Origin of the sequence: Streptomyces sp. NPDC020490, from assembly GCF_044335305.1 — a bacterium.
Lineage (GTDB): Bacteria > Actinomycetota > Actinomycetes > Streptomycetales > Streptomycetaceae > Streptomyces.
Window position 1 is genome coordinate 68,843 of the sequence record NZ_JBIRUY010000006.1, and the last position, 11,659, is coordinate 80,501.

Sequence of the window (11,659 nt, forward strand, 5' to 3'; positions counted from 1 at the left end):
CCTGGGAAAGGGGGCAGTCGTGTCCGAGGCGGTGGGTGAGACGCAAGGGGCCTACGACGAGGCCGAGTTGAGCGGTGACCTGATGCGGGCGGTGGGCAAGCAGGTCAAGCTGCTCCGGGAACGGGCCGGGTTCACGCAGCGGGAGCTGGGGGACCGGCTCGGGTACAGCGAGGACCTCGTCTCCTCGCTGGAACGGGGGAGGCGGACGCCGCAGCGGGAGTTCCTGGAGGCGGCGGACGAACTGCTGGGGGCGGGCGGGTTGCTGCGCGCCACCATCGAGGACGTCGAGCGGGCCAAGGCGAAGGCGCGGGTCCGGCATCCGGCCTGGTTCCGGGACTATGCGCGGTTGGAACGGGAGGCCGTTGAGATCAACTTCTACAACTGCCATGACGTCCCGGGCTTGTTCCAGACCGAACGACGGATTCGGGCCTTGTACGAGATGCGCAAGCCGTTGCTGGAAGAGGAGTTGGTGGAGCAGCGGGTGGCTTCTCGGCTGGCACGGCAGGACATTCTCACCCAGTGGCCCCCGCCCATGATCACGGCTGTCGTCGAGGAGGTGGTCTTCCGGCGTCCGCTGGGCGATCGGGACGTTCACAGGGAGCAGTTGGACCAACTGCTCCGGCTGGCCCGGCTGCGCAACGTGGAACTGCAGGTGATGCCGACCGAACGTACCCAGCACGCGGGGATGGGCGGCTCCTTCATCTTGCTGACCCCCAAGGGGAAGCCGCAATTGGGATATGTCGAGGCGCAGAGCTCCAGCCGACTGGTCACGGACGCCGAGGAAGTCCGAATCCTGGCCGCACGGTACGGAAGCATCAGGGCGCAGGCGCTTACGATGCAGGAGTCCCTTGCCTTGATCGAGAAGATGGTGGCAGAGCTATGAGTGCTGCGGAATCCGCTCCCCTCGCCTGGTTCAAGAGCAGCCACAGCGGCAACGAAGGCGGCGAATGCCTCGAAGCCGCCGTCACGCCAGGCGCCGTCCACATCCGCGACTCCAAGGTGCCGGCCCGAGCCCAACTCGCCTTCCCCCGCTCGGAGTGGGCCGCGTTCGTGCGGTACGCGGTGCGGTAACGATTCGAGGTGGACCTCTACTTCGACCCGGTGCCTCTGCTCGGGGAGGCACGGGCGGTGTTCCAGGGGCGGTGGGCGGAGCGGCAGTGGCTCAACGTGCCCGGCCCGTTCTACGGGGCCGTTACCGACAACTGCGGCACCGGACGGATCCACGCCCCGGAGCTCGTGCTCTACGAGGGCGAGCATTTCACCGAGTACGTCTACCGGCAGCCACGGACGCCGGAGGAGTTGCGGCATCTGGTGGCAGCCGCGGAGGACGAGGTGCTCTCCGGCTACGGCTGTGACGGCGATGCCCACTGGACGCCGGAAACGGTTCGGGAATGGTGGCGCGACCGGGCCCGGATCGTGGAGTACCTGGCGGCCCGGCGCCACGCCTGGGAGGCGGACGACGAGAGGTCGGGCCAGGGCACGGCCGCCGCGGCGGACGACTACGCGGAGTACGTGGACGGCGAGTTGGCCGCGCACCTCCGGGTCTACCTCTTCTGGCTCGACGAGCGGCGCTCTCCCACGGCCGCGGACCGGCTGCCGCGGCTCTGACGGTGCGGGGCGGCGCGTCAGGACGACGGTGACGGTGGGTCCGGCGTCTCGGCCTGGTGGCGCCATCCCGTCGACACGCTCGGCGGGATCTTCGTCGTCAGGCCGTCGGCCTTGGTGAAGGCGAGGCTCCGGTTGTAGGCGCCGCCGCCGCAGTTGTCGGACTGGTAGGTGAGGCGTACGTCGGAGGAGGCGTCGATCACGGGGCTGTCGCTTCCCCGGCGGGTGACCCGGAACCGGACCGGGCCGCTGTGCGGATCCGCGTCCTCGGGGAGGCGGAGGTGCACTTGGGTGAGGTCCTCCTGCTTCAGCTCGCCCTCGGTGCACCTGCCCCGTGCGCACAGCTCGTACGAGGCTCCGGCGAGGCCGGTGTACCCCTCCTGGAGGAACATCAGGTGGATCTCGGACTCGACGCCCCAGCCGGCGCACGCCTGCTGGGAGTTGGGGGTGCACGCCGACGCGGCCGCCGCCGCGGCGGACACGACCGCGAGCACGCCCGGTCCGATCCTTCGTCCCACCATGGTCCGCCCCCTCCCGAAGGTGCCTTCCCTGCCGACATGGTCCCGTGCGACCGCCCCGGCGTCGATGCGGCCGTTCGTCGGACCTCGCTGCGGGAGCGCCCGTCAGCCGGGCGAAAACCATTGGCAGTCGAGGACGTGCGGTGCGTACGTTCCTCTTGTTCGAAGGGGGGACCCAGTGGCGAAGCTCAATCAGATCATCGCTGTCGAAAAGGGTGTCAAGAGCAAGTCGGTGCAGGATGTCACCGCGGCTCACCAGAAGGTGCAGAAGCCGGCTCTGCTGGCCGGTATCTCGCGTACGTACCAGCCGAAGGACGAAGAGGGCGAGCAGCTGCCGCCGGAGTCCACGCGGGTGCAGGTCAAGGCCGAGGACGTGCTGCGCGAGATGGCCGCGTCGCTGACCCGTCTGTTCGACGTCACCGCCACCAAGGACTGGGCCAACTGCACGGCCCGCGCGGACGTCTCCGTCGACGGGCGGACGGTTCTCGCGGAGGTCCCGGTCAGTCATCTCCTCTTCATGGAGAAGCAGCTCACCGACCTGCACGCCTTCGTGAAGAAGCTGCCCGTGCTGGACGCCGCCGAGTCCTGGTCGCTGGACGCGTCGACGGACTGGTGGAAGACGGACCCGGTCCGCACCATCCGCACGAAGAAGGTCCCGCGCAACCACGTCAAGGCCGAGGCGACCGAGAAGCACCCGGCGCAGGTCGAGGTGTACTACGAGGACGTGCCCATCGGGTACTGGACGACCGTGAAGTTCTCCGGAGCGCTCCCGGCGCGGCGGGTCAACGAGCTGGTGGAGCGGATCGAGAAGCTCCAGCAGGCCGTCAAGTTCGCCCGCGAGGAGGCCAACGGCGCCGAGGTCGACGACCAGCGCGTCGGTGAGGCGGTGTTCGGCTACCTGTTCGGCTGATGCCGCAGCCCGCCCCCGCCCGTCACGGGCGGCGGGCGGCACACTGATCGCCCCCGCGTGCGAGCGCGGGGGTGCGCCCCTGGCGCGGGCCGGATTGAGGACCGGCCCGCGTGACGAGCGCAAGCTGAAACTGACGTTCAGCCTGAAGACGCGGTCGACAGTGGAGGTTCGAATCCTCCCCCCGGCACCCGCACCACCACGGGCCGGGGTAGCCCAATCCGGAAGAGGCGGGCCGCTTCAATCTCAGACTCTCGCTCAAGCTTCAGCATTCGCCGCCGATCGCCGGCGCGACCGGGGACGGACGAACGCCGTCGGATGCGAGTTCGACTCTCGCCTGCACCTCTCGCGGTGCGGTAGTTCAAAGGAAGAACACGACGGCCTGATGACTGATCCGTCCTCTTAAACGCCGTCGGCGTACGCAAATGGGTGGCATCCCCAGAGGCCCGGGAGCTGGATACGCCTCCCGGGCCTCGCCACGTTCCCACGCGCGGTACGCATGAAATGCCCATGACGCGTTCACGCTAATGAATCCCCGGGGTTACCGTGTCCGCCATGACGGGCATATTCGGTCACCGGCGATGGCTGCGGCGGCACGTCGGGTTCGACGGGCGGGCCGGGCAGGCGGCGTTCGAGGCGCTGCACCGGGCCTCCCTCGCGGCCCCGGCGCTGCGCGGGGGGCTGACCGAGGCGTCGGCCGGGGCGGCCGCGCGGCATCTGCGGGAGCTGCTGGGGGTGCCGGCGCTGGCCGTCACCGACACCGGGCGGCTGCTCGCCTGGGACGGCGCCGGGAAGCACCACGGCGCGACGGCGGTGGAGCTGGCCGCGGACGTGCTGGCCGGCGGCGGGACCGCCGTGGTGAAGGCCGACCGGGTCTGGTGCGGCGAGGTGGGCTGCGAGCTGCGGGAGGCCGTCGTCGCGCCGCTGGTGGTGGAGGACCGGGTCGAGGGCGCGCTGCTCGCGTACGCCCCCGGCGTGTCGGCGGGCCTGGTCCGGGCGACCGGCGAGGTGGCCCGCTGGACGTCCGGGCAGCTGGAGCTCGCGGAGCTGCACCGCTCCCGCACCCGCCTGGTGGAGGCCGAGCTGCGGGCGCTGCGCGCGCAGATCTCCCCGCACTTCTCCTGCAACGCGCTCACCGCGATCGCCTCGCTGGTGCGCACCGATCCGGAGCGGGCCCGCGAACTGCTGCTGGACTTCGCCGACTTCACGCGCTACTCGTTCCGCCGCCACGGCGAGTTCACGACACTGGCGGAGGAGTTCCGCTCGATCGGCCAGTACCTGGTGCTGGAGCAGGCCCGCTTCGGGGACCGGCTGCGCGTCGACGTGCAGGCCGCGCCGGAGGTGCTGCCGGTCGCGGTGCCGTTCCTGTGCGTGCAGCCGCTGGTGGAGAACGCCGTGCGGCACGGTTTCGAGGGCCGCACCGGGCCAGGGAAGATCACGGTGCTCGCCTGGGACGCGGGCGCCGAGGCGCACATCACCGTCGAGGACGACGGGGTGGGCATGGACCCGGAGGAACTGCGGCGGATCCTGACCGCGGGCGGCGCCGGAAGGTCCGGGTCCGCCGGGTCGGGGGGCGGCGTGGGGCTGGGCAACGTCGACGCCAGGCTGCGGCAGGTGTACGGGGACGCGTACGGGCTGGTGGTCGAGACCGCGCCCGGCGCGGGCACCAAGGTGCGCATCCGCGTGCCCAAGTACCGGGCCGGAGTCACGGCCCCGGCGGGGGCCGGGGAACGGCCGGGCGAGGGGTTCGGCTCGCTCAGGTGAGCGGCACCCCTTCTCGTATGTGGCGAATGCCACACGTGCCGGGAGATTGACCCGGTGTGCGGGAAATGTACACACTCACCCATGCTGCGCATCCTGGTGGCCGACGACGAACCGCACGCCCTGGAGGAACTCGTCTATCTGCTCGGCCTGAATCCGGGCGTCGGCCCCGTGGAGTCCGCGGCGGACGGCGCCGCCGCGCTGCTGGCGCTGGACCGCGCGCTGCGCGAGGACAAGCCCGTGGACGCCGTCTTCCTCGACGTGCGCATGCCCGGACTGGACGGTCTTGAGGTGGCCAGGGTCCTGTCCCGGTTCGCCGAGCCGCCGCCGGTGGTGTTCGTCACCGCCTACGACGACTTCGCCGTCCACGCCTTCGAGGTGCGCGCCCTGGACTACCTGCTCAAGCCCGTGCGCGCCCAGCGGCTCGCCGAGACCGTCCGGCGCATCGCCGAGCGGCGCGCGGAACCGGCCACGGCGTCCCCGTCCACGGCGTCCCCGGCGGCCATCGCGCCGAACCCCGCGGCGCCGGACCTCGCGACGCCGGAACCCGCCACCGCGACGCCCGCCGCCCCGGCCCCCGCCGCGTCCCCCGCCCCCGCGCGGCCCGCCCCCGCCGACGACGAGACGATCGCCGTGGAGCTGTCCGGGGTGACCCGGTTCGTCCGGCGCTCCGAGGTACGGCACGTGGAGGCGTGCGGCGACTACGTGCGCCTGCACCTGGAATCCGGCAGCTGCCTGCTGCGGATGCCGCTGTCCAGCCTGGAGGACCAGTGGCAGGACGCGGGGTTCGTGCGCGTGCACCGTCGGCACCTCGTCGCCACCGGCCACATCGAGGAACTGCTGGCCGACTCCGGACGGCTGTCGGTCCGCGTGGCCGGCGTCGTGCTCCCGGTCAGCCGCCGCAGCAACCGCAGGCTGCGGGAACTGCTGCTGCCCCCGTCCGGCCCGCCGAGATCACGAGGGACCGCCGATGGCTGAGCCGGCCCCGCGGGTGACCGTCACCCACCCGCGCACCCGCGCCGCCCGCCCCGGCCGGCGCGACGCCGCCGTGCGCGACGTCCACGAGCAGACCCCGCTCGGCGAGGTGTACGTCAAGGCGCTGATGCGCACCCAGCTCAGGCTGGCGCTGCTGGTGTGCGGCGCGGTCGGCCTGCCGCTGGTCTGTCTGCCGCTGCTGCTCGGGCACCCGGGGGCGGCGCACTCGGTGCGGCTGTGGGGGATCGGCCTGCCCTGGCTGATCCTCGGGCTGCCGGTGTACGCGCTGCTGGTGGCCGCCGGCGCCTGCTACGTGCGCCGCGCCGAGCGGCACGAACGCGACTTCGTGGAGCACGTCCACCGCTCATGAGCACACCCGCGAACCTCACCGCCGTCCTGCTGGTCGTCGCCCTGACGGTCGCCGTCGGCGCCTACGGCCTGCGGGCCCGCTCCACCCCGGACTTCTACGTCGCCTCCCGCACCGTATCGCCGCTGCGCAACGCGTCCGCGGTCAGCGGCGAGTACCTCTCGGCCGCCTCCTACCTGGGCATCGCCGGCCTGCTGGTGGTCTACGGCTCCACCATGCTCTGGTACGGCATCGGGTACACGGCCGGCTATCTGGTGCTGCTCGTCCTGGTCGCCGCGCCGCTGCGCAGGTCGGGGGCCTACACCGTCTCCGACTTCGCCGAGGCGCGCCTGGGCTCCCTGGCGGTGCGGCGGACGGCCACCGCCTTCGTGGTGCTCATCGGCTGGCTCTACCAGGTGCCCCAGCTCCAGGGCGCCGGACTGGCCCTGCACGCGGCCGTGGGCGCGCCCGCCTGGACGGGGGCGGTGCTGGTGACGGCGGTCGTGCTGGTGAGCGTGATCGCCGGAGGCATGCGCAGCGTCACGCTCGTGCAGGCCGTCCAGTTCTGGGTGAAGCTGGCCGCGCTCGCCGTCCCGGCAGTCGCCCTGCTGCTCGTCTGGCAGGGCGTCTGGCATCCGTCCGGCAGCCCGCCCGCCGCGCCCGCGCCGGCCGCCGGCCCGGAGCCCGGCCAGGGCGGGCAGGCGCTGTACACCGTGTACTCGCTGATGGTGGCCACGTTCCTCGGGGCGATGGGCCTGCCGCACGTCATCGCCCGCTTCTACACCAACCCCGACGGCCGGGCGGCCCGCCGTACCACGGTGGGCGTCCTCGGCCTGCTCGGCGCCTTCTACCTGCTGCCCGAGCTGTACGGCGGACTGGGACGGCTCTACGCCCCCGGCCTGGCCTCCGCCGACCGGGCGGACGCCGTGGTGCTGCTGCTGCCCGGACGGCTGGTACCGGGCACGGCGGGCCAGCTGCTGACGGCGCTGGTGGTGGCGGGCGCCTTCGCCGCCTTCCTGTCGACCTGTTCCGGGCTGGCCCTGTCGGTGGCCGCCGTGCTCTCGCAGGACCTCCTCGGCGGGGACGTGCGCGGCTTCCGCCGGGCCTCCGCGCTGGCCGTGCTCGCGCCCTGCGCCATCGCGCTGCTGCTGTCGGAGAGCGGCGTGTCCGTGGCCCACGAGATCGGGCTGATCTTCTCGGTGGCCGCCTCCACCTTCTGCCCACTGCTGGTGCTGGGCATCTGGTGGCGGCGGCTGACCCCGGCCGGAGCGGTCGCCGGGATGCTGGTCGGCGGCGGGCTGTCGGTGACGGCGATGACGGTCACGCTGCTCGACGCGGGCGGGCCGGGCTGGACCGGCGTCCTGCTCGCCGGGCCCGCCGCGTGGAGCGTCCCGGCGGCGTTCCTGACCATGGTGGGCGTGTCCCTGGCCACGCCCGGCAGGATTCCCGCGGGGACCTCCGTGATGCTGGCGCGGCTCCATCTCCCGGAGGCGCTGGACGCCGGTACCGCCGGCCGCTCGGCGGCGACGGACGACCGTTCGTCCCGCGACCGGGTCCGTCCGTCGCGCGACGGGCACCACTGATCGACAAGTCCCGCACGGGGACTCCCCGGCGCGCCGCGGGTGCCGCACAGTAACCGGCCAGAGCGAGACAACGACGGATCGCCCGGCCGCCAAGCCGCGCTCCCTGACCGGGAGCGGCAGCCGGACGCCCCGCGCCTCAGCCTGCGGGCGACCGCGTCCCGGCCCAGACCCCGAGCCGGCCGCCGCCCGCTGCACACCCGCACACCGCACACCCGCACGCCGTACCTGCGCCGTGCACGCGCCGCACACCGCAACACGCCAGCCGTAAACCGCAAGACGTCAGCCGCAAGCCGTCAGCCGCACACCGTGCACCGCAAGCCGCACACCGCACGCCCCGGCTTCCGTGACCGTCCGCCTCCGCGGGCGGCGCACGCACCACCCCGCCCGAGGACCCGCGCCGAGCGGGCACCCCGACCCGAGGACCGCGCCATGACCCAGATCCAGACGCCCGTGACCGACGAGCGGACCGCCGCTCCGCTCGCCCCGCTCGAGCCGGCCCCGGCCGCGCCCGAGGCGCAGCGCCCGCAGATCGCCGACCCCGGCCCGCTGGGCCTGGCGGGCTTCGCGCTCACCACCTTCGTGCTCTCCGTCTTCAACTCCGGACTGATCGCGGACCGCTCCCTGGAGGCCGTGGTCCTGCCGCTCGCCCTGTGGTACGGCGGCATCGCCCAACTCCTCGCCGGCATGTGGGAGTTCCGCAAGAACAACACCTTCGGCGCGCTGGCGTTCACGTCGTACGGCTCGTTCTGGCTGTCCTTCGCGGCCTACGTCCAGTTCATCGCCCCGAAGCTGCCCGCGGCCCACGCCTACCAGGCGACCGGCCTGTTCCTGCTCGCCTGGACGATCTTCACCGTCTACATGACGGTCGTCACCGCCCGGATCAGCGGCCTGCTGCTCGCCGTGTTCTCGGTGCTGTCGGTGACCTTCGTGCTGCTCACCGCCGGAGCGCTGGGACAGGCTCCGGAGCTGAGCCAGGCGGGCGGCTGGGCCGGACTGGTGACCGCGCTGCTCGCCTGGTACGGCTCCTTCGCCGGGGTGGCCAACGCCACCTGGAAGACCAAGTCCCTGCCGACGTGGCCGTTCTCGGCCTGATTCGCCGACCGCCGACCGTCTCGCCTGCCGCCTGCCGACCGCCCGAGAGACCACGAGGGAGCCATCATGAGCAACGAGAGCCTGGCCAACCTGCTGAAGGAGGAGCGACGCTTCGCGCCGCCCGCCGACCTGGCCGCGAACGCCAACGCCACCGCCGAGGCGTACGCGCAGGCCGGTGCCGACCGGCTCGGCTTCTGGGCCGCGCAGGCCCGCCGGCTGAGCTGGGCCGAGGAGCCCACCGAGACGCTGGACTGGTCGAACCCGCCGTTCGCCAAATGGTTCCAGGACGGCAAGCTGAACGTCGCCTACAACTGCGTCGACCGGCACGTCGAGGCGGGCCTCGGCGACCGGGTCGCCATCCACTTCGAGGGCGAGCCCGGCGACAGCCGCGCGATCACCTACGCCGAGCTGAAGGACGAGGTCTCCCGGGCCGCGAACGCGCTCACCGAACTCGGCGTCGGCGCGGGCGACCGGGTCGCCGTCTACCTGCCCATGATCCCCGAGGCCGTCGTCGCGATGCTGGCCTGCGCCCGGATCGGCGCCGCGCACTCGGTCGTCTTCGGCGGCTTCTCCGCCGACGCCATCGCCACCCGCGTCCAGGACGCCGACGCCCGCGTGGTCATCACCGCCGACGGCGGCTTCCGCCGCGGCAAGGCGACCGCGCTCAAGCCCGCCGTGGACGAGGCGCTCGGCCGCACCGACGGCGTGCAGAAGGTGCTGGTCGTCCGGCGCACCGGCCAGGAGGTCGGCTGGACCGAGGGCCGGGACGTGTGGTGGCACGAGGCCGTCGGCCGACAGCCGGCCGAGCACACGCCGGAGGCGTTCGAGGCCGAGCACCCGCTGTTCATCCTGTACACGTCCGGCACGACGGGGAAGCCGAAGGGCATCCTGCACACCTCCGGCGGCTACCTCACCCAGGTCGCGTACACGCACCACGCGGTCTTCGACCTCAAGCCGGAGACCGACGTCTACTGGTGCACCGCCGACATCGGCTGGGTCACCGGCCACTCCTACATCGTCTACGGGCCGCTGGCCAACGGCGCGACGCAGGTGCTGTACGAGGGCACCCCGGACACCCCGCACCAGGCCCGCTTCTGGGAGATCGTCGAGAAGTACGGCGTCACCCTCATGTACACGGCGCCCACGGCGATCCGCACGTTCATGAAGTGGGGCGAGCACCTCCCCGCCAAGTTCGACCTGTCCTCCCTGCGGGTGCTGGGCAGCTGCGGCGAGCCGATCAACCCGGAGGCGTGGGTCTGGTACCGCGAGCACATCGGCGGCGGCCGCTGCCCGATCGTGGACACCTGGTGGCAGACCGAGACCGGCGGCATGATGATCTCGCCGCTGCCCGGCGTGACGGAGACCAAGCCGGGCTCCGCGCAGACCCCGCTGCCGGGCATCTCCGCCACCGTCGTCGACGACGAGGCGAACGAGGTCCCGAACGGCTCCGGCGGCTACCTGGTGATCACCGAGCCGTGGCCGTCGATGCTGCGCACCATCTGGGGCGACGACCAGCGGTTCATCGACACCTACTGGTCCCGCTTCCCGGGCCGCTACTTCGCCGGCGACGGCGCGAAGCGCGACGAGGACGGCGACATCTGGCTGCTGGGCCGGGTCGACGACGTGATGGTCGTGTCCGGGCACAACATCTCCACCACCGAGGTCGAGTCGGCGCTGGTGTCGCACCCGGCGGTGGCGGAGGCGGCCGTCGTCGGCGCGACCGACGAGACCACCGGGCAGGCGATCGTCGCCTTCGTGATCCTGCGCGGCGCGATCGAGGAGGACGACGCCCTCGTCGCCGAACTGCGCAACCACGTCGGCGCCACGCTCGGCCCGATCGCCAAGCCGAAGCGCATCCTGCCCGTGGCGGAGCTGCCCAAGACCCGCTCCGGCAAGATCATGCGCCGTCTGCTGCGCGACGTCGCCGAGAACCGCCAGCTCGGTGACGTCACCACGCTCACCGACTCCGGCGTCATGGACCTGATCCAGGCGAAGCTGCCGGCCGCCCCGGCCGAAGACTGACCACGACACACAGGAACTGAGATGCGCATCGTTCTGATCGGCCCACCGGGCGCGGGCAAGGGCACCCAGGCCCGCGTCCTGGCCGACCTGCTGTCCGTCCCGGCGATCTCCAGCGGGGACCTGTTCCGCGCCGAGATCGGCCGGGGGTCCGAGCTCGGCGAGCTGGTCCGGCAGCACACGCAGGCAGGCGAGCTGGTACCCGACGAGCTGACCACGGCCCTCGTCACGCGGCGCCTGCGCGAACCCGACGCGGCGGACGGTTTCCTGCTCGACGGCTTCCCCCGGACCGTACGGCAGGCCGAGCTGCTCCAGGAGGCGCTGGGGGAGGACGACACCGTGCTCGACGCGGTGCTCGCCTTCGACATGCCGGACGACGAGATCGTGCAGCGGCTGACGGGCCGGCGCCTGTGCCCGGCGTGCGGGACCACCGTGCACACGGTGTTCTCGCCGCCCCGCGTCCCGGACCGGTGCGACGGGTGCGAGGGCGCCCTCGTCCGGCGCGCCGACGACACCGAGGAGACCGTGCTGCGGCGCCTCGCGGTGTACGCGGAGCAGACCGTGCCGCTGCTGCGGTGGTACACGGACCGGGACCTGCTGGTGCACGTCGACGCGATGGGGACGGTCGCGGAGGTCTCCGACCGGATGCGCTCGGCCCTCGCGGCGGTGGCGCTGTGAACGGCCACCACCCCTACCCCCAGCCCGCCGCGCACCGCGGGCCGGCCGGCGTCCCCCCGGCGGCGGCCCGGCCCGCGCCGCCCCCCCCGGGCCCCGGCCCCCCCCCCCCCCCCCCGGCCGCCCGGCCGCCGCCCGCGCGCCCCGGCGGGGGGGCCCGCGCGCCGGGGGGGGCGGC

General features: G+C 72.9%; 12 protein-coding genes. 11 read left to right on the forward strand and 1 reads right to left on the reverse strand.

Annotated features, from left to right (window positions below; genetic code table 11):
- Positions 1 to 82 precede the first annotated feature (82 nt).
- From ACH4ZX_RS09050 to ACH4ZX_RS09060, 3 genes are read left to right on the forward strand one after another with little or no spacing between them, the layout of a single operon-like run.
- Complete coding sequence (locus tag ACH4ZX_RS09050; protein ID WP_398270190.1) at positions 83 to 883, forward strand: Scr1 family TA system antitoxin-like transcriptional regulator; 801 nt, start codon at positions 83 to 85, stop codon at positions 881 to 883.
- Complete coding sequence (locus tag ACH4ZX_RS09055) at positions 880 to 1,071, forward strand: DUF397 domain-containing protein (RefSeq protein WP_398269805.1); 192 nt, start codon at positions 880 to 882, stop codon at positions 1,069 to 1,071. Before ACH4ZX_RS09050 ends, ACH4ZX_RS09055 begins: the two co-directional genes overlap by 4 nt.
- Before the next feature lie 9 nt (positions 1,072 to 1,080).
- Positions 1,081 to 1,608 (forward strand): ferredoxin, encoded by a 528-nt coding sequence (locus ACH4ZX_RS09060; RefSeq protein WP_398269808.1) that lies wholly within the window; start codon positions 1,081 to 1,083, stop codon positions 1,606 to 1,608.
- 17 nt (positions 1,609 to 1,625) lie between these two features.
- On the opposite strand, the gene ACH4ZX_RS09065 is transcribed toward ACH4ZX_RS09060, so the two are convergent.
- Positions 1,626 to 2,126 carry a hypothetical protein gene (locus ACH4ZX_RS09065; RefSeq protein WP_398269811.1) on the reverse strand — a complete coding sequence of 167 codons (501 nt, stop codon included), beginning with the start codon at positions 2,124 to 2,126 and terminating at the stop codon, positions 1,626 to 1,628.
- Positions 2,127 to 2,301: 175 nt separating this feature from the next.
- On the opposite strand from ACH4ZX_RS09065, the gene ACH4ZX_RS09070 reads away from it, so the two are divergent.
- From ACH4ZX_RS09070 to ACH4ZX_RS09105, 8 genes are all read left to right on the forward strand, one after another.
- On the forward strand, positions 2,302 to 3,033 hold the full coding sequence (locus ACH4ZX_RS09070) for a hypothetical protein (protein WP_398269814.1): 732 nt from the start codon (positions 2,302 to 2,304) through the stop codon (positions 3,031 to 3,033).
- A 552-nt stretch (positions 3,034 to 3,585) separates the two neighbouring features.
- Positions 3,586 to 4,794, forward strand: coding sequence for a sensor histidine kinase (locus tag ACH4ZX_RS09075; protein ID WP_398269817.1), 1,209 nt, complete (start codon positions 3,586 to 3,588; stop codon positions 4,792 to 4,794).
- A gap of 81 nt (positions 4,795 to 4,875) precedes the next feature.
- Positions 4,876 to 5,769, forward strand: coding sequence for a LytR/AlgR family response regulator transcription factor (locus tag ACH4ZX_RS09080; RefSeq protein ID WP_398269820.1), 894 nt, complete (start codon positions 4,876 to 4,878; stop codon positions 5,767 to 5,769).
- The gene (locus ACH4ZX_RS09085; RefSeq protein ID WP_398269823.1) at positions 5,762 to 6,136 is read left to right on the forward strand and encodes a hypothetical protein; all 375 of its coding nucleotides are present in this window, start codon (positions 5,762 to 5,764) and stop codon (positions 6,134 to 6,136) included. Before ACH4ZX_RS09080 ends, ACH4ZX_RS09085 begins: the two co-directional genes overlap by 8 nt.
- Positions 6,133 to 7,695, forward strand: coding sequence for a cation acetate symporter (locus ACH4ZX_RS09090; protein WP_398269826.1), 1,563 nt, complete (start codon positions 6,133 to 6,135; stop codon positions 7,693 to 7,695). The genes ACH4ZX_RS09085 and ACH4ZX_RS09090 overlap by 4 nt, the downstream gene beginning before the upstream one ends.
- Positions 7,696 to 8,124: 429 nt before the next feature.
- Positions 8,125 to 8,787: an acetate uptake transporter gene (locus tag ACH4ZX_RS09095; RefSeq protein ID WP_360758127.1), complete on the forward strand. Its 663-nt coding sequence runs from the start codon at positions 8,125 to 8,127 to the stop codon at positions 8,785 to 8,787.
- A 66-nt stretch (positions 8,788 to 8,853) separates the two neighbouring features.
- Positions 8,854 to 10,809 carry an acetate--CoA ligase gene (acs, locus tag ACH4ZX_RS09100; protein WP_398269829.1) on the forward strand — a complete coding sequence of 652 codons (1,956 nt, stop codon included), beginning with the start codon at positions 8,854 to 8,856 and terminating at the stop codon, positions 10,807 to 10,809.
- A gap of 21 nt (positions 10,810 to 10,830) precedes the next feature.
- Entirely contained in the window at positions 10,831 to 11,484 is a 654-nt protein-coding gene (locus ACH4ZX_RS09105) for an adenylate kinase (protein ID WP_398269832.1), read from the forward strand.
- Positions 11,485 to 11,659 lie beyond the last annotated feature (175 nt).

What these genes read in the sequence shown, in the direction of transcription:
- ACH4ZX_RS09050 (WP_398270190.1), top strand. Translation starts at nt 83, where the DNA reads ATGCGGGCGGTGGGCAAGCAGGTCAAGCTGCTCCGGGAACGGGCCGGG.
- ACH4ZX_RS09055 (WP_398269805.1), top strand. Translation starts at nt 880, where the DNA reads ATGAGTGCTGCGGAATCCGCTCCCCTCGCCTGGTTCAAGAGCAGCCAC.
- ACH4ZX_RS09065 (WP_398269811.1), bottom strand. Translation starts at nt 2,126, where the DNA reads ATGGTGGGACGAAGGATCGGACCGGGCGTGCTCGCGGTCGTGTCCGCC.
- ACH4ZX_RS09075 (WP_398269817.1), top strand. Translation starts at nt 3,586, where the DNA reads ATGACGGGCATATTCGGTCACCGGCGATGGCTGCGGCGGCACGTCGGG.
- ACH4ZX_RS09080 (WP_398269820.1), top strand. Translation starts at nt 4,876, where the DNA reads ATGCTGCGCATCCTGGTGGCCGACGACGAACCGCACGCCCTGGAGGAA.
- ACH4ZX_RS09085 (WP_398269823.1), top strand. Translation starts at nt 5,762, where the DNA reads ATGGCTGAGCCGGCCCCGCGGGTGACCGTCACCCACCCGCGCACCCGC.
- ACH4ZX_RS09090 (WP_398269826.1), top strand. Translation starts at nt 6,133, where the DNA reads ATGAGCACACCCGCGAACCTCACCGCCGTCCTGCTGGTCGTCGCCCTG.
- ACH4ZX_RS09095 (WP_360758127.1), top strand. Translation starts at nt 8,125, where the DNA reads ATGACCCAGATCCAGACGCCCGTGACCGACGAGCGGACCGCCGCTCCG.
- acs (WP_398269829.1), top strand. Translation starts at nt 8,854, where the DNA reads ATGAGCAACGAGAGCCTGGCCAACCTGCTGAAGGAGGAGCGACGCTTC.
- ACH4ZX_RS09105 (WP_398269832.1), top strand. Translation starts at nt 10,831, where the DNA reads ATGCGCATCGTTCTGATCGGCCCACCGGGCGCGGGCAAGGGCACCCAG.